We start from the raw sequence: 16830 nt of genomic DNA, 5'->3' as shown, positions 1-16830 counted from the left end.
AATAAATAACGGTGCAAATATAGTGTTTTTTTTATAAATCAAATTGATTGCGTGCCGTAAAAATATTTCTTATCTTTATATATGTATTAAAATAACGAATTTTCCCATAATTTAAACCCTCTAATTATGAAACGAATTTTAGTCCCAACCGATTTTTCGGCACATGCAGAAAATGCATTAAAAGTCGCGGCACAAATTGCAAAAAAGAGCAATTCCGAAATACTTCTGCTTCATATGTTGGAAATTCCAAGCCAAATGAATGACGCCATAACTACAGCCACAAGTATTCCTGACGTGATGTTATATATCAAGAAAGCAAACGAAACTCTTCATAAATTAAAAGAAAAAGAGTACGTAGAAGGAATACAAGTAACTGAAAACGTGAAATTTGAGAGAGCTTTTGACGGAATCTTATCCTTTAGTAAGGAAAACCAAATTGATTTAATAGTGATGGGATCTCACGGCGTATCCGGAATTGAAGAAATACTAATTGGCTCTAATACTGAAAAAATAGTTCGATTATCAGAAATTCCAGTTTTGGTAATTAAAAAAGGCACCACTGAATTAAAAGGAATGAGTTTTGTTTTCGCATCTGATTTTTCTAAAGAAATAAAAAAACCTTTCAAAAAAATGATTGAGTTTAGTAAAATATTTGACGCTAAATTAAATTTAGTGATGATTTGCACGCCTAATAGCTTCAAACCAACTCAACTTTCAGAAAAGATAATGAATGATTTCGTCGCTGATTTCAATATCACCAACTACTCAACCCATATTTACAACGACATCAATATCGAAAAAGGAATAATTAATTTCTCAAAAACCATAGATGCTGATTTGATAGGATTATGCACCCATGGAAGAACCGGGTTAGCTCATTTTTTCACAGGAAGCACAGGCGAAGATTTAGTAAACCACGCCGTCAAACCAGTAATAACATTTAAGATATAAATCACTACTCCGTAATCTCACTGTTTTAAAATAAGCTATTTAAAACAGAACCTAATTACATTTCCCTGCTTTTAAATTTACTCCAAAAAAAAAGCCTCTCAAAATTGAGAGGATTTTGTTGGTCTACAAGGACTCGAACCTTGAACGACTGCACCAAAAACAGTTGTGTTACCATTACACCATAGACCATCATTGCTGCTAAGCGAGTGCAAATTTATAATAAAATTCAGCTTGCGCAAACTTTTTTGAACTTTTTATTAAAAAAAAATGCAAAAAAAATTGACCAGCATCTTTGTCATCTTCAAAATTACTAAAAACCAACATGTTACCAAAAAAAATAGTTTGACAGAAATTTTCGATAATCTTTCCTACCTTAAATAAAAAAACATTTTCTTTGTAACTTAAATATAACTAAATTTCAATACATGAATAAGGCGCCATTCAATTTCAATAAATGGAATACGATTATAGGTTGGTTTACATTTGTAATCGCATTAATAACTTATACCCTTACAGTTGAACCCACCATGAGTTTTTGGGATTGCGGAGAATATATTGCTACTGCAGCAAAACTTCAAGTTGGCCACCCGCCCGGAGCACCTTTGTTTCAAATGATTGGTGCGTTCTTTGCCATGTTTGCGTCAGATAACGAACATATCGCCTTAATGGTTAATATGACTTCTGTTGTCTCTAGCGCCTTCACTATATTATTTTTGTTTTGGTCTTCATCGATGATTTTGAAAAAATTAATTTCAAGAATAGAAGAGCCAAATCAAAAAGAGAACGAAACAACGCAATTAAACACAAGTAATGCTATTGTAATTTTAGGCGGCTCTTTTGTTGGAGCTCTAGCCTATACCTTTTCTGATAGCTTTTGGTTCAATGCGGTAGAAGCCGAAGTTTACGCTATGGCTTCCTTGTTTATTTCCCTTCTTTTTTGGTTAGGTTTACGCTGGGAACAAGACATGGATTCACCTAGAGGAAATCGATGGTTATTGATTATTTCACTAGTAATTGGGTTGTCATTTGGAGTTCACTTTATGGCTCTGTTAACGATCCCTTCAATTGGACTACTGTACTTCTTTAAGCATTACAAAACAGTAACCGTTAAAAACTTCATCGTTGCTAATGTTGTCGTTATCTCAATACTGCTATTTATTTTCAAATTACTACTACCGCTAACCATGTCTTTCTTTGCAGGAACAGAAGTTTTCACAGTTAATTCACTTGGAATGCCTTTTGACTCTGGAACCATTCTAGTTACTGTCATTCTTACAGCGGCATTTTATTTTGGTTTAAAATACACTAAAAACAAAGGCCTTGTTACTTACAACACTTTGATCCTTTGTATATTATTTGTTTTAATTGGGTTTTCAACCTGGACAATGTTACCTGTTCGTGCTAATGCCAACGTAAACATCAATGAAAACAAACCTTCTGATGCGCGCGAGGTACTCGCTTATTACAATAGAGAGCAATATGGCTCTAACCCCTTGTTCTACGGCCCTCAGTACACTGAAGCTTTTGCTGGTTTAGATAAGAACAACCCGTATCTTGATAAGGCTCCTAACTATGAGAGAAACTATAAAACTGGAAAATATGAGATTGTAAATAATTTCAAAAATGCCGTGCAAAATCTTAACGACGAGCACAAAACTATTTTACCTCGAATGTGGAGCACAGATCATATAGCTAATTATATGAACTTTACAGACGCTCCCAAATTCGAATTAAACCCTAATTATCCTTATGAAGATGATTTAGCTAAATACGGAGTTGACGCAAGCCAATTATCCGAAGAAGATTACAATAGAGCTATTGGACAGTTAAAAAATGAAATTCGAAAAACAGTTTCCGAATTTAGAACTGCTTACGCACAAAAACAGATTGACAATGATGGTTATGTGAAATTCCTGAAAAGCTACGGTGATTACTTAATCATAGAGAAACCATCCACGGTAGACAATTTAAGTTTTATGTTTGAATATCAGTTTGGATACATGTACGTAAGATACTTGATGTGGAACTTTGTAGGACGTCAAAATGATATCCAGGGAAGATACGACAGTCAAGATGGAAACTGGATTAGTGGAATAAAATTCATGGATGAATTACACTTGGGTTCACAAGATAATTTACCAGAGGATGTCCTTAACAATAAAGGACGTAACACCTATTATTTCCTTCCATTTCTTCTAGGACTTATAGGACTTATGTATCATGCTACTAAGGATCGAAAAAGTTTCTATGTATTATTGACTTTATTCTTATTCACAGGTATTGCCTTAAAAATTTACCTGAATGAAAGACCGTTTGAACCAAGAGAGCGTGATTATGCCTTAGTGGGATCTTTTTATGTTTTTGCAATTTGGATCGGGTTTGGAGTTTACGCATTGTACGAAAGCGCCCAAAAATACCTAGCTCCAAAAATAGCAGGTCCAATAATTATTGCAGCCAGCATATTAGCAGCTCCAGTTCTTATGGCATCTCAAAACTGGGATGACCATGACCGCTCCGGCAAGTACACTGCAACTGCAATGGCAAAAGCCTATCTTAACTCATGTGATCCTAACGCTATTCTATTTACCATAGGTGACAACGACACTTTCCCGTTGTGGTACGCACAAGAAATAGAGCATGTAAGGACTGATATTAAGATTGTAAATACTAGTCTTTTCATGACCGATTGGTATATCGACCAAATGAAAACAAAAACATACGAAGCTGAACCATTGCCAATCTCTTTTACACACGATCAGTATGTAGGAGACAAATTGGATTATGTAGCATACATTCCAAAAACAGAAAGCAGATGGGAGATAAAAGACTTAATGACTTTTATTAAAAATCCAAAATCCACCGTTGGTTTGCAAAACGGACAAACAATTCATTTTTACCCAACGAATAAAATTAGAATCCCTGTCGACAAAAATGCTATCATAGAAAACAAGGTTGTTTCACCTAAATACTATGATTCTATTGTTCCTTACATTGATATTGACATCAAAGGGAACGCCTTGTATAAAAACCGACTAATGATGCTTGACATTGTAGCCAATAATAATTGGAAAAGACCTATTTTCTTCAGCCCTGGTGCTTTTGATGATGAAGACTATCTTTGGATGAAAGACTTCCTTCAACTTGATGGAATGGTCTATAAATTAGTCCCCGTAAAAACTGCAATATCGAAAGATGGCAGTCCATTAGACATGGGACAAATTGATTCTGAAAAGATGTATGCCAATGTAATGAAATGGGATTGGGGTAATAGCGACAGCAACAAAATATACCACGATCCTGAAACTAGAAGAGAAAGCATCACTTACAGAACAAATCTTGCACGATTGATGGATCAATTGATTACTGAAAAAAAATTAGATAAGGCAAAAAACATTATCAATTTAGCTTTGACAAAAATGCCTTTGGATAAATTTGGGTATTATTCTTTAGTGGAGCCTTTTACAAAAGGATACTACCAAGTAGGTGAAAAAGCCAAAGCACAAGATCTATTAGAGAAATTGATTGCAAAATACAAAGACAATCTTAATTACTACAGTAAATTAAAGTCATCAGAACAATCGAGTTTAGCTATTGATATCATCACAGATCTTGAACGTTACAGAAGTTTACTACAAGTTATGGAAGAAAATGGAGATATGAATTTCTATAATAAAAATAGAACTGTCTTTAACACCTATATCGAAATGTTTGAACGTTTTGGGCGAGAAAAAGAATAAACGAATACGATAAATATCTTTAAAAAATGCAGCGAAATTTATAACTTTTGCTGCATTTTTTTTTAATTTTGATATAAACAAATACCACAATGAGCTTTTATTGGATTAAAACACATTTGCTTATCAAGAAGCTATTTTCTCAATATATATGGGACTTGCCAAATAATGAAAAGAAAGTTTATCTAACATTCGATGATGGTCCTACTCCAGAAATTACAGAATGGGTTTTAAAACAATTGGAACTGCACAATGCCAAAGCTACTTTTTTTTGCCTTGGGAAAAACATTGAAGCCCACCCCTCTATTTTCGGAAAATTAATACAGAAGAAACATACAATAGGAAATCACACTTTCAACCACTTAAACGGCTGGAAAACCAGCGATGAAGACTATACTAAAAACATTTTACTTTGTGAGAATTCTATTAAAAATCACAAAATTGAAATTAATCATTCAGAACCTAAACTCTTCCGCCCTCCCTACGGAAAAATCAAATCCGTACAAGCAAAAAAATTAAAGAATGAAGGATACAAAATTATTATGTGGGATGTTCTAAGTGCTGATTTTGATCAGACAATTACAGAAGAAAAGTGTTTGAAAAATGTAATTTCAAATATAAAACCGGGAAGTATAGTTGTGTTTCATGACAGCGTAAAAGCATTCAAGAATCTAGAATACACACTGCCAAAAGTCTTGGAATATTTAGATAAAAACAACTTCCAATGCGAAGCCATTTAACTAACGAAGTTGACTTAAATTATTACAACTGCTCTTGTACAATACCAATAAGAGTGTTAGCGTCTAACTCGCCAGATTGTCTCCAGATCATTTGCCCCTCTTTATAAATCATTAAGGTAGGAAGCCCTTTAATTCTTAAAGCATCGGCCAATTCTTGGTTTTTATCCACATCAATCTTAATGACCTTTGCTTTATCGCCAAGTGCTGCTGCCACATCCCTAATTACAGGATGCATAGAAACAGATGACTCATTCCAATCTGTGTAAAAATCTATCAACACAGGCACTCGTGCGCTTATAAGTTCTCCAAATTTTGACATAAAATCTACGAATTTAATTTTTTAAATCTACTTAAAAAAAACAGACATTAATCTACAAATGTAGCATTTTTAACTAATTATGCGACATTCTTACCTTTTTTTAGTTCAATGACCGTAATTTCAGGCATTATTCCAACTCTACCAGGGTATGCGTGATAGCCAAATCCTCTATTTACATAGACATATCTTCCTAGGTTTTCGTATAAACCAGCCCATTGTGCATAAACGTATTGAGCTAAACTCCACTTAAAATAACCCGGAATTTCTATACCAAATTGCATACCATGCGTATGTCCAGACAAGGTTAAGTGAAAATTCTTTTCATGATTTTTGATTTCATAATCCCAATGACTAGGATCATGACTCATCAAGATTTTAAAATCGTCTTGATTAACCCCTAGTGAAGCTTTGTTAATATCACCTGCTTTTTTGAAATTTTGCCCCCAGTTTTCTACACCAATTAATGCAATTTTGTCGCCCCCTTTTTCTATATAAGTGTGCTCATTCAACAATAGCTTAAAGTCAATTTCTCCGTAAAGATTCTTTATAGCCTGAAAGTTATCTTCTTTATCTTTTTCTGTAGGCCAAGTAACATACTCTCCATAATCGTGGTTCCCAAGAACAGAATATTTGCCATACTCGTGTTTCTTTATCCTATTGAAAGTTTCTATCCAAGGATGCATTTCTTTAGCATCTGTATTCACGATATCTCCGGTAAACAGAATCATATCTGAATTTTGCTCGTTTACCAAATCGATTGCATAATCAATCTTCTCTGGGTTATCAAAGCTCCCACTATGTACATCTGATATTTGTGTAATTGTAAAACCATCAAAAGCATCTGGTAAATCTGGAAAAAAGATACGCTGTTTAATTACTTTGTAGTTGTACCTCCCTATGGTTATTCCATAGATCAAAGACATAAATGGAATTGCCGCTAAACCTAGTCCTACCTGACTTACAAATTTTCTTCTCGAGGCAAAAAAGGCTGTATTATCATTGTTTTCTATAAAATAACTGATTGACCCAGCACCTAATCTAAATAGATCTTCCCCAAGTAAAATAAGAGTTAATACCATTTTAGGAACATACACCAGAAGCACTAGACCCATTGTAAACATAGTTTGTTTAGTTTGTCCAACAGAACGGTCAAACTGCATAAAAGAATAAACAATAAATATAAAAAGCAGTACACTAAGGATTTGATAAGAAACCAAAACCCATTTTAACTTTATTAATGTTTTTAATGCTTGAAATGCATAAAGCTCAATTATGATAAGAAAAAGGCTTAAAAATACGATACGGAAAATCATTATAATTATTTTTATTGACAAAATAACAAATTAAGAAAACACTATGTGTAGTTATTAATCAATATTTAACTAAAACCGTATCAAATATTTTGCTTTCATATTTTTTAAAACAAGAAAAGGCTGGCAAATTAATTATTTCGCTTTATCTAATCTAATAATTACATATTCAAAATAACCATACAACCTTCGATGGCAAATCAAAATTTTTAAATTATGACATAGGTAGTTTCGACATTTCTTTAATAAAAACAAACAATACTGCTGACCTAATATAGTGGTCTAATTTAAAACAATCTTTAGAATAGCAATCTTTAGAAATATTGAAATCCGTTCCGACTTTATCTTTTAAGTTTTGTACTTTTGAAATCTTTACAAAATCACAATCATGCCAGAACAGAAACGTCTCTTTTTACTCGATGCTTACGCTTTAATTTTTCGAGGATATTATGCCTTTATTAAAAACCCAAGAATAAATTCTAAAGGAATGGACACTTCGGCAATTATGGGATTCATGAATTCCTTAATGGATGTTATAAAAAGAGAAAAACCAGATCATTTAGCAGTTGCTTTTGACAATGGTGGAAGCCAATTAAGAAACGAAATTTACCCAGAATACAAAGCGCATCGCGATGCCACTCCCGAAGCTATTAAAATTGCTATCCCTTATATTCAGGATTTACTGAAGGCGATGCACATACCTATTATAGAAGTAAAAGGTTATGAAGCGGATGACTTAATAGGAACCATTGCAAAACAGGCCGAAAAAGAAAATTACAAAGTCTTCATGGTTACTCCTGATAAGGATTTTGCGCAATTGGTATCTGAAAACATTTTCATGTACAAACCAGCCCGAATGGGAAATGGAATCGAAATTTGGGGTGTTCCAGAAGTATTGGAAAAATTTGAAATAGAAAGACCCGATCAAGTTATTGATTTTCTAGGAATGATGGGGGACGCCGCTGATAACATTCCTGGCCTTCCCGGAGTAGGTGCAGTTACAGCTAAGAAATTCCTAAAAGAATTTGGGACAATGGAAAACCTATTAGCTAATACAGACAAGCTAAAAGGAAAAATGAAGGAGAATGTTGAAGCAAACAAAGAGAAAGGACTTTTGTCGAAAACATTAGCCACCATACTTCTTGATTGCCCCGTAGTTTTTGACGAAAATGATTATGAATTATCAACTCCTGATGTTGAGAAAACAGACGCTCTTTTTAATGAGTTAGAGTTCCGTAGAATGGCAGAACAGTTTGATGCCATATTCAAAAAAGGCGGAACAGCAACAACTAACACCGCTACAGAAGAAGCTAAATTATATAAAAGTCCACAACCAAAAAGCGAAGAGCAATTTGACCTTTTTGCAAGTGCAATTCCTAACGAAGCTTCAGATGCTACGCACCACCAATATTACAACACCTTAGAAAACACAGAACATTCATATCAAATTATTCAAGGTGACTTGGGTATAAAATTGCTTTTGCAAAATTTACTTAAACAAGATTCCGTTTGTTTTGATACTGAAACTACAGGTTTAGACGCTCTGCATGCAGAACTTGTTGGTATTTCATTTTCATTCGAAAAAGGAAAAGGATTTTACGTTCCTTTTCCAGAAAATCAAGAAGAAGCGCAAGTTTTGATTGATAAGTTCATTCCTTTTTTCGAAAATGAATCCATTGAAAAAATTGGCCAAAACTTAAAATACGACTTAAAAATCCTCTCTAATTATAACATTAATGTAGAAGGTAAATTGTTTGATACTATGATTGCTCATTATCTGATCAATCCAGATATGCGTCATAACATGGACATACTTTCTGAAACCTATTTGAAATACTCTCCAAAGTCGATTGAGGCCTTAATTGGAAAAAAAGGAAAAAACCAAAAATCGATGCGTGATGTTGATTTAGAGGAAATCAAAGAATATGCAGCAGAAGATGCTGATGTCACTTTTCAGTTAAAGCAATTATTTTCTGTCGAATTAGAAAAAACCGAGACCAAAAAACTCTTTGAAGAGATTGAAATTCCTTTGGTAAAAGTCTTGGCAGACATGGAAAAAGAAGGAATCAGACTAGACACTGATTTTTTGAAGTCATTATCACATGATTTAGACACCGACATTAAAAAACTGGAAACCGCTATTTATGAGATTGCAGGAGAAGATTTTAATTTAGCATCACCAAAGCAACTCGGCGATGTTTTATTTGACAAATTGAAAATTGGCGGAGCCAAACAAAAGAAGACTAAAACGGGACAATATGCCACGGGCGAAGAAGTTTTAAGTTACTTAGCTAATGAAAATCCAATCGTAAAAGACATTCTTGACTGGCGCCAATTAGTGAAACTAAAAAACACTTATGTTGACGCTTTGCCAAATCAAGTAGACCCGGTAACCCTTAGAGTGCATACAGATTATATGCAAACTGTGGCTGCAACAGGTCGATTGAGCTCCAATAATCCTAACTTACAGAACATCCCTATTCGTACGGAACGAGGACGACAAATAAGAAAAGCATTTGTAGCAAGAGACGAGAATTACACCTTAGTTTCTGCCGATTACTCCCAAATAGAATTGCGAATCATTGCAGCACTGAGTGGTGAGGAAAACATGATAAAAGCGTTTTTAAATCACGAAGACATTCATAAATCTACTGCTTCAAAGGTGTTTGATGTTCCACTGGAAGAAGTCAACAGAGAACAACGTAGCCATGCAAAAACAGTAAACTTTGGAATAATATATGGGGTTTCTGCATTTGGACTTTCAAATCAAACGGATTTATCCCGTTCTGAAAGTGCTGCTTTAATTGAAGCCTATTACAAAACATATCCAAGATTGAAATCATACATTTCAGAGCAAATTGATTTTGCAAGAGAAAATGGATATGTACAAACAGTTTTAGGTCGTCGTCGTTATTTAAAGGACATCAACTCACAAAACGCAATAGTTCGTGGTGGAGCAGAACGTAATGCGGTTAACGCACCAATCCAGGGAAGTGCAGCCGACATTATCAAAATCGCGATGATTAACATTCATAAAAAACTGATTGCAGAAAACTATAAAAGTAAAATGCTACTTCAGGTTCATGATGAACTTGTGTTTGACATTCACAATTCAGAACTGGAAAAAATGAAGGAGATGATCAAATACGAAATGGAAAATGCATTCAAACTTGACGTTCCTTTAGATGTAGAATTAGGAGCTGGTAAAGATTGGCTGGAAGCGCATTAATATATAGAGCCCCAAAAAAAAAAAATCCACTCCAATTAAATAAAGGAGTGGATTTTTTTTATATCCTGATTCTAATTATAATTACAACTTTCTAGAAGACTCTCTTTCTTTTAATTTTGTTTTAATAACCACTGTTTCATAAGGAATATTTTCTTCTTTAGATTCTAATCTGTCAATTAGTAATTTAGCCGCCACTTCTCCAATTTCGACTCCGTGTTGACTTATGGTGGTTAGACTTGGGGTCAATCTTCGGGATGCTAGAATACCATCAGCAAAACCTATAATCGAAAGTTCCTCAGGAATTTTATATCCTTTTTTTAATCCAATTTTTAAAGCCGCAACAGAATCATTTTCATCCAGAGCAAAAACACCATCAATAGTATTATTATCAAATACGCCTTCAATTTTACTTTTTAGATCTTCTTCTGAGTCCGTACGAAGAATTATATTTTCATTTATTGCAATATTATTATCCTTTAAAGCTTTCAAATATCCATCAGCTCTTAATTTTCCCACACTCAAATTATCGACAGAAGACAACAAAGCAATATTTTTACACCCCAGATCAATTAATCGCTGCGTTGAATTTAAGGCAGAGTCAAAGTCATCTACAACCACTTTGTCACACTCAACACCAGCTGCAATTCTATCAAACATAACTATAGGTGTACCATCATTAATTATTTCCTTAAAATGAGAATAATCCTGAAGTTTTTGAGCTTCTTCTGAAACTGACAAAATAAATCCGTCAATAGTACCATTACTCAACATTTCTAAAGTATGGGCTTCCTTGTCCATCGATTCATTAGAAATACACATAATAACATTATATCCTTTTTCATCTGCTACTTTTTCGATACCACTAAATACTTTGGCAAAAAAAGAATTAAGAATATTAGGTATAATAACCCCAATGGTCTTCGTTTTTCGATTTTTAAGATTTAAACCGATTACGTTAGGCTTATAATTTTTAAGCTTCGCGTATTCCTTAATTTTAATTTTTGTTTGATCACTAATTTCAGGACTATCGTTAAGTGCTTTAGAAACTGTAGAAACAGAAACGTTAAGTTCTTTTGCTATTTGTTTTAGAGTTGCTTTGACTTTCATAATTAAGTAGGTGTTGGCTTTATCAGCAATTTAAGAGAAATCCATCTTAATCTGCTAAGTATTAGTTTTCTTTTAACGCAAATAGCTCTTTTTTTAGCTAATGATCCTTTATTGCTAACTCGCAAGATAAAACTTTTATTTCGATAACAAAAGTAATATAAAAATAGAACGACGCCACAATGTACAATTGTAAAAGCGAACTAATCCACGGCGCAACAAATATACAATTGATAATCAGGGGTAAAACGACTAAAAATTATTCTTTTAAGGTATTTGTATTTAAAATAATAAATTGTACTTTTGCATCCCCTTTAATGGGGATGGAATGTTTAATTAAAAAAATATTATGGACGCATTAAGCTACAAGACTCAATCAGCAAGCAAAGCCACCGTTACAAAGGAGTGGATTGTTGTAGATGCAGATGGGCATAACTTAGGTCGTCTTGCATCAAAGGTCGCAATGATCCTTAGAGGTAAGTACAAACCAAGTTACACACCGCACGTTGACTGTGGAGATAACGTAATTGTTATCAACTCAGAAAAAATCAACCTTACAGGTAACAAAATGGACGAGAAAATTTACATGCGTCACACAGGTTACCCAGGAGGTCAAAGAACTTTAACTGCTAAAGTATTGCAATCTAAAAACCCTGCATTACTAGTAGAAAAAGCTGTAAAAGGAATGTTACCAAAAAACAAAATTGGTGCTGAACTTTTTAGAAATTTAAATGTTGTTGTAGGTTCAGAGCACAAACAAGGTGCACAAAAACCGAGAACAGTTAACCTTAACGATCTTAAGTAATGGGAGTTATTCACAAAATCGGTAGAAGAAAAACCGCTGTTGCACGTGTTTATGTTTCGGAAGGAACAGGAGTAATCACTGTAAACAAAAAAGAATTCGCAACTTATTTCCCTACTGCTACTTTACAGTACAAAGTAATGCAACCTATGTCTATGACAGAAAATGCAACTAACTTTGATGTAAAAGTAAATGTTTACGGAGGTGGTTCAACTGGACAAGCAGAAGCTGTAAGAATGGCATTAGCACGTGTTATGTGTGAAGTAAATGCTGAAAACAGACTAATCTTGAAACCAGAAGGTTTATTGACAAGAGATCCAAGAATGGTTGAACGTAAGAAATTCGGTCAGAAGAAAGCTCGTAAGAAATTTCAATTCTCGAAACGTTAATATTGCCTGTCTTGAATACATTTATTCAAGACTTATTGAATTTATTATTGAATTTAAAACAATGTTGTTGTTGCCTACCGAGGTAGGAATTAGTTTAGCATCTAAATGCATTTAGCCGAGAAATCGCCATTCATGCATTGCTAATCAACAGAACGTAAACTAGTACAAAAAATGTCAAACAAAGTAGAAGTAAAAGAATTACTAGAAGCAGGTGTTCACTTCGGACACATGACTAGAAAATGGGATCCAAACATGGCTCCTTACATTTATATGGAGCGTAATGGTATTCACATTATCAATCTATATAAAACTGCAGCAAAAATTGAAGAAGCTAATGAAGCTTTGAAAAAAATCGCTGCATCAGGTAGAAAAATATTATTTGTTGCTACCAAAAAGCAAGCAAAAGACATCGTTGCTGAAAAAGCAAAAGCTGCAAACATGCCTTACATCACTGAAAGATGGCCTGGTGGAATGCTAACTAACTTCGTAACTATCCGTAAAGCTGTTAAAAAAATGGCTACTATTGATAAAATGAAGAAAGATGGTACTTTCATGACCCTTTCTAAAAAAGAGCGTTTACAAGTTGATCGTCTTCGTGCTAAATTAGAGAAAAATTTAGGTTCAATTTCTGATATGTCAAGATTACCAGCTGCATTATTTGTAGTAGATATCAAAGCTGAACACATCGCAATAAAAGAAGCTCAAAAATTAAACATTCCAGTTTTTGCAATGGTTGATACTAACTCTGATCCTCGTGAAGTAGAGTTCGTTATTCCATCAAATGATGATGCTTCTAAATCAATCGATAAAATTTTATCTTTAGTAACAGCTGCAATTGTTGAAGGACTTTCTGATAGAGGTTCTGACAAAGAAACTGACGCAACTGAAAAAGCGGCTCCAGCAGCTGAAAAAGTAGCTCCAGTAGCAACTGAAACAGCAGCTCCAGCAGTAACTGAGACTGCAGCTCCGGCTGCTGACACAGCGGCTCCAGCAACTGAAGAATAAAACAATATTTAAATTCCAAATTTTAAATTCCAAATTCCCAAAAAAAGATTAGAAACAATAAGTTGATAATTTGATAAAATTGGAATTTGGGATTTAGGAATTGGAATTTTTACTTTTAACCTTATAAAAAAATACAACATGGCAACAATAACTGCTGCAGACGTAAATAAATTAAGAACAGCTACAGGTGCTGGAATGATGGATTGTAAAAAAGCATTAGTAGAAGCTGATGGTGATTTTGAATTAGCAATTGAAAACCTACGTAAAAAAGGACAAAAAGTAGCTGCAAACCGTTCAGACAGAGAATCTACTGAAGGTGCTGCAATTGCTGTTGTAAATACTGACAAAACTGCTGGTGTTGTTATCACATTAAACTGTGAGACTGACTTCGTAGGAATGAATGAAAGTTTTGTGAAAATGGCTACTGAAATGGCTAACCAAGCATTAAACTTTGATACTAAAGAAGCATTTTTAGCTTCAGATTTCAATGGAATTACTATTGCTGATAAATTGATCGAGCAAACTGGAGTTATCGGTGAAAAATTAGAAATCAGAACTTTCGAGAAATTAGAAGGTGCATTTGTAGGTTCTTACATCCACTCTGGAAACAAGATCGCTACTTTGGTAGCTTTATCTGCTGCTCCTGCTGGTGCTGAAGAAGTTTCAAGAAACGTTGCTATGCAAGCTGCTGCTATGTCTCCTATTGCGTTAAACGAAGAAGGTGTAGATGCTGCAGTTATCGAAAAAGAAATCGAAATCGCAAAAGATCTTTTGCGTCAAGAAGGTAAACCAGAAGCAATGTTAGACAATATCGCTAAAGGTAAATTGGCTCGTTTCTTTAAAGATAACACTTTAGTAAACCAAGATTATATTAAAGACAACAAATTAAGTGTTGCCAACTATGTAAAATCTTTAGATAAAGATCTTATCGTTACAGGTTTCAAAAGAGCTGCTTTAGGTTAATCCCTATTTCAACTTTAAATATATAAAAAGAGCGATTTGAAATTCAAACCGCTCTTTTTTTATGCCTTTTTTTTTACTTTATTCTGTTTTCTTTGAAACTACAAAACCTCGCGACTTCATCAATGCATCGGTTTGAGGATCTCGCCCTCTAAACGCCTTGTACGCTTCTTCCTGATCAGTGGTGTTCCCAACACTAAATACGTTATCAAAAAGTCTTTTAGCTACCTTTTTATCATAAGGGCCATCTCCTTCCATAAAAGCTTCATACGCATCAGCACTAATAACATCAGACCATAAATAACTATAATACCCCGCGGCATAGCCATCACTTGCAAAAATATGACCAAATTGTGGAATACGATGGCGCATTACGATTTCCTCTGGCATATGTAATTTTGCCAAAGTCTCTCGCTCAAATGCAACTGGATCAATGATTGTATCTCCAGCCAAATGTAATTTCATATCGATCAGACTACTTGAAATAGTTTCTACGGTAGAAAAACCTGAATTAAATGTAGACGCCTTTTCTATTCGATCAACAAGAGCCATAGGTATTGGTTCGTTTGTCTTATAATGCAATGCAAATTTACTTAACACTTCTGGAGTTTCCAGCCAACGTTCTAATATCTGAGAAGGAAACTCAACATAATCTCTCGCTACAGCAGTACCTGCTAATGTTGGATACGTTACATTAGAACTTAAACCATGTAATGCATGTCCGAATTCATGGAATAAAGTTGTTGCATCCGTCCATGAAATCAATACTGGTTCGCCCTCTGCTCCTTTGATAAAATTACTATTATTAGATACTATTGTCAATACCTCACCGTCTAACTTCTGTTGATTTCTATAGGCATTCATCCACGCTCCAGAACGTTTCCCTTTACGAGCATAGGGATCAAAATACCACAAGCCAATTTGCTTACCAGACGTCATATTACTCACTTCCCACACACGTACATCTGGATGATAAACTGGAACATTATTAACTGGAGTAAACTTCATATCAAATAATTGCCCAGCAACCCAAAACATTCCTTCTCTTAGTTTCTCTAACTGAAGGTACTGTTTCACCTCATTTTGATCTAGATCATATTTTTCTTTTCGCACTTTTTCCGAATAATAACGGTAATCCCAAGGCGCAATTTTAAAACTAGCTCCTCCTTCAATCACAATATTTTGCATAGCAGCAACATCCTTTTTAACTTGTGCAACTGCAGGCTCCCACACCGCTTCCATTAATTCAAGAGTGCGTTCTGGTTTCTTAGCCATTCTGTTTGTCAGGTTCCAATGCGCAAAAGTTGGGAATCCCATTAACTTGGCTTTTTTGGCACGCAATTGCAATATTTCAACAAGCGTTGCTTTATTATCAAACTCATCGTTATTATCTCCTCTGTTGATAAACATTTTCCACACTTTTTCTCTCAGCTCTCTTTGGGTCGAAAAAGTTAAAAAAGGATCTACAAACGAACGTGTATTACCAATGCATCCCAGTACATCTAATTTTCTTTCTTTGGCCTGAGCCATAGCTGCTTTTTTCAATCCTTCTGGCAGGCCATCAAAATCTGCTTCTGTGCGCAATATCACATACTGATTGTTTTCTTCGGCTAATAAATTCTGACTAAAACGCGAAAAAAGACTCGCTAATTTGGTGTTTATTTCACTTACTTTTTCCTTGCTAGCTACATCTAAATTAGCTCCTTCCTTAACAAAATTTGTATAATTTAACCAAATAAGTCTTTGTTGCTCTTTTGTTAATTTAGATTTTTCCTGAGAATTATATAGCTTCTCAATTCTTTCAAACAATTTCTTGTTTTGGTAAATCTTATTTGAAAGCGATGCCAATATAGGCGCCATTTCAGTCACAATAGGTTCAAATTCAGTACTGTTCAGATTTGAAGAATAAATTCCATACACTGTCATGACGCGCTTAAAGTCCTTGCCGGCGCGTTCCATTTGAGCAATGGTATTTTCAAAAGTGGGCGCCTTCGAATTGTTGGCGATTGCTTCAATCTCTTTTAAACGTTCCTTGATGGCAACATCAAAAGCAGGTTTGATTTGGGAAATATTGTATTCATTAAAAGCGGGCACTCCACCGTATGGGCCTATCCATTTTTTGAGCAATGGGTTGTCCGGATTCCCCTGCGCATTAACACTTAACATTGTTGATCCGATCATTAGAGCAGTTATTATTTTTTTCATATTAACGTGGTATTACGCTTGTTTTTTTTCCGCTGCTAAATTTACTTAAAAATCTTAAGCAACAACAGAATTTGACAAAATA

General features: G+C 34.4%; 12 protein-coding genes and 1 tRNA gene. 8 read left to right on the top strand and 5 right to left on the bottom strand.

Annotation, left to right across the window (positions count from 1 at the left end; genetic code table 11):
- The first annotated feature begins 126 nt into the window (after positions 1–126).
- A complete protein-coding gene (locus QO182_RS08115; RefSeq protein WP_371560911.1) occupies positions 127–951 on the top strand; it encodes a universal stress protein in 825 nt (274 codons plus the stop codon).
- A 118-nt stretch (positions 952–1069) separates the two neighbouring features.
- On the opposite strand, the gene QO182_RS08110 is transcribed toward QO182_RS08115, so the two are convergent.
- Positions 1070–1140 (bottom strand) — tRNA-Gln (locus QO182_RS08110).
- 236 nt (positions 1141–1376) lie between these two features.
- On the opposite strand from QO182_RS08110, the gene QO182_RS08105 reads away from it, so the two are divergent.
- On the top strand, positions 1377–4688 hold the full coding sequence (locus QO182_RS08105; RefSeq protein ID WP_371560909.1) for a DUF2723 domain-containing protein: 3312 nt from the start codon (positions 1377–1379) through the stop codon (positions 4686–4688).
- A gap of 89 nt (positions 4689–4777) precedes the next feature.
- Positions 4778–5425 (top strand): polysaccharide deacetylase family protein, encoded by a 648-nt coding sequence (locus QO182_RS08100; protein ID WP_371560907.1) that lies wholly within the window; start codon positions 4778–4780, stop codon positions 5423–5425.
- Between the two features lie 22 nt (positions 5426–5447).
- Here QO182_RS08100 and QO182_RS08095 read toward each other — a convergent pair whose 3' ends face one another.
- A complete protein-coding gene (locus QO182_RS08095; RefSeq protein ID WP_339918973.1) occupies positions 5448–5744 on the bottom strand; it encodes a thioredoxin family protein in 297 nt (98 codons plus the stop codon).
- A gap of 77 nt (positions 5745–5821) precedes the next feature.
- A complete protein-coding gene (locus QO182_RS08090) occupies positions 5822–7057 on the bottom strand; it encodes a metallophosphoesterase (RefSeq protein ID WP_371542638.1) in 1236 nt (411 codons plus the stop codon).
- 385 nt (positions 7058–7442) lie between these two features.
- Between QO182_RS08090 and polA the strand changes: the two genes are divergently transcribed.
- On the top strand, positions 7443–10283 hold the full coding sequence (gene polA / locus QO182_RS08085) for a DNA polymerase I (protein ID WP_371560905.1): 2841 nt from the start codon (positions 7443–7445) through the stop codon (positions 10281–10283).
- An 81-nt stretch (positions 10284–10364) separates the two neighbouring features.
- Here polA and QO182_RS08080 read toward each other — a convergent pair whose 3' ends face one another.
- Positions 10365–11390 (bottom strand): LacI family DNA-binding transcriptional regulator, encoded by a 1026-nt coding sequence (locus QO182_RS08080; RefSeq protein ID WP_371542644.1) that lies wholly within the window; start codon positions 11388–11390, stop codon positions 10365–10367.
- Between the two features lie 346 nt (positions 11391–11736).
- Between QO182_RS08080 and rplM the strand changes: the two genes are divergently transcribed.
- From rplM to tsf, 4 genes are all read left to right on the top strand, one after another.
- Entirely contained in the window at positions 11737–12192 is a 456-nt protein-coding gene (rplM, locus tag QO182_RS08075; RefSeq protein ID WP_007137451.1) for a 50S ribosomal protein L13, read from the top strand.
- Positions 12192–12578, top strand: a complete 387-nt coding sequence (rpsI, locus tag QO182_RS08070) for a 30S ribosomal protein S9 (RefSeq protein ID WP_091083100.1) — start codon at positions 12192–12194, stop codon at positions 12576–12578. Before rplM ends, rpsI begins: the two co-directional genes overlap by 1 nt.
- 171 nt (positions 12579–12749) lie before the next feature.
- Positions 12750–13583: a 30S ribosomal protein S2 gene (rpsB, locus tag QO182_RS08065; RefSeq protein WP_371542647.1), complete on the top strand. Its 834-nt coding sequence runs from the start codon at positions 12750–12752 to the stop codon at positions 13581–13583.
- 138 nt (positions 13584–13721) lie between these two features.
- Positions 13722–14546, top strand: coding sequence for a translation elongation factor Ts (tsf, locus tag QO182_RS08060; protein ID WP_371542649.1), 825 nt, complete (start codon positions 13722–13724; stop codon positions 14544–14546).
- A 78-nt stretch (positions 14547–14624) separates the two neighbouring features.
- On the opposite strand, the gene QO182_RS08055 is transcribed toward tsf, so the two are convergent.
- Entirely contained in the window at positions 14625–16748 is a 2124-nt protein-coding gene (locus QO182_RS08055) for a M3 family metallopeptidase (protein WP_371560903.1), read from the bottom strand.
- Between the last annotated feature and the right edge of the window lie 82 nt (positions 16749–16830).

The organism is Flavobacterium sp. Arc2 (genome assembly GCF_041431385.1).
Taxonomy (GTDB): domain Bacteria; phylum Bacteroidota; class Bacteroidia; order Flavobacteriales; family Flavobacteriaceae; genus Flavobacterium.
The sequence above is the reverse complement of the archived record's forward strand: the minus strand, read 5'-3'. Positions and strand labels throughout refer to the sequence as shown.

What these genes read in the sequence shown, in the direction of transcription:
- QO182_RS08115 (WP_371560911.1), top strand. Translation starts at nt 127, where the DNA reads ATGAAACGAATTTTAGTCCCAACCGATTTTTCGGCACATGCAGAAAAT.
- QO182_RS08105 (WP_371560909.1), top strand. Translation starts at nt 1,377, where the DNA reads ATGAATAAGGCGCCATTCAATTTCAATAAATGGAATACGATTATAGGT.
- QO182_RS08100 (WP_371560907.1), top strand. Translation starts at nt 4,778, where the DNA reads ATGAGCTTTTATTGGATTAAAACACATTTGCTTATCAAGAAGCTATTT.
- QO182_RS08095 (WP_339918973.1), bottom strand. Translation starts at nt 5,744, where the DNA reads ATGTCAAAATTTGGAGAACTTATAAGCGCACGAGTGCCTGTGTTGATA.
- QO182_RS08090 (WP_371542638.1), bottom strand. Translation starts at nt 7,057, where the DNA reads ATGATTTTCCGTATCGTATTTTTAAGCCTTTTTCTTATCATAATTGAG.
- polA (WP_371560905.1), top strand. Translation starts at nt 7,443, where the DNA reads ATGCCAGAACAGAAACGTCTCTTTTTACTCGATGCTTACGCTTTAATT.
- QO182_RS08080 (WP_371542644.1), bottom strand. Translation starts at nt 11,390, where the DNA reads ATGAAAGTCAAAGCAACTCTAAAACAAATAGCAAAAGAACTTAACGTT.
- rplM (WP_007137451.1), top strand. Translation starts at nt 11,737, where the DNA reads ATGGACGCATTAAGCTACAAGACTCAATCAGCAAGCAAAGCCACCGTT.
- rpsI (WP_091083100.1), top strand. Translation starts at nt 12,192, where the DNA reads ATGGGAGTTATTCACAAAATCGGTAGAAGAAAAACCGCTGTTGCACGT.
- rpsB (WP_371542647.1), top strand. Translation starts at nt 12,750, where the DNA reads ATGTCAAACAAAGTAGAAGTAAAAGAATTACTAGAAGCAGGTGTTCAC.
- tsf (WP_371542649.1), top strand. Translation starts at nt 13,722, where the DNA reads ATGGCAACAATAACTGCTGCAGACGTAAATAAATTAAGAACAGCTACA.
- QO182_RS08055 (WP_371560903.1), bottom strand. Translation starts at nt 16,748, where the DNA reads ATGAAAAAAATAATAACTGCTCTAATGATCGGATCAACAATGTTAAGT.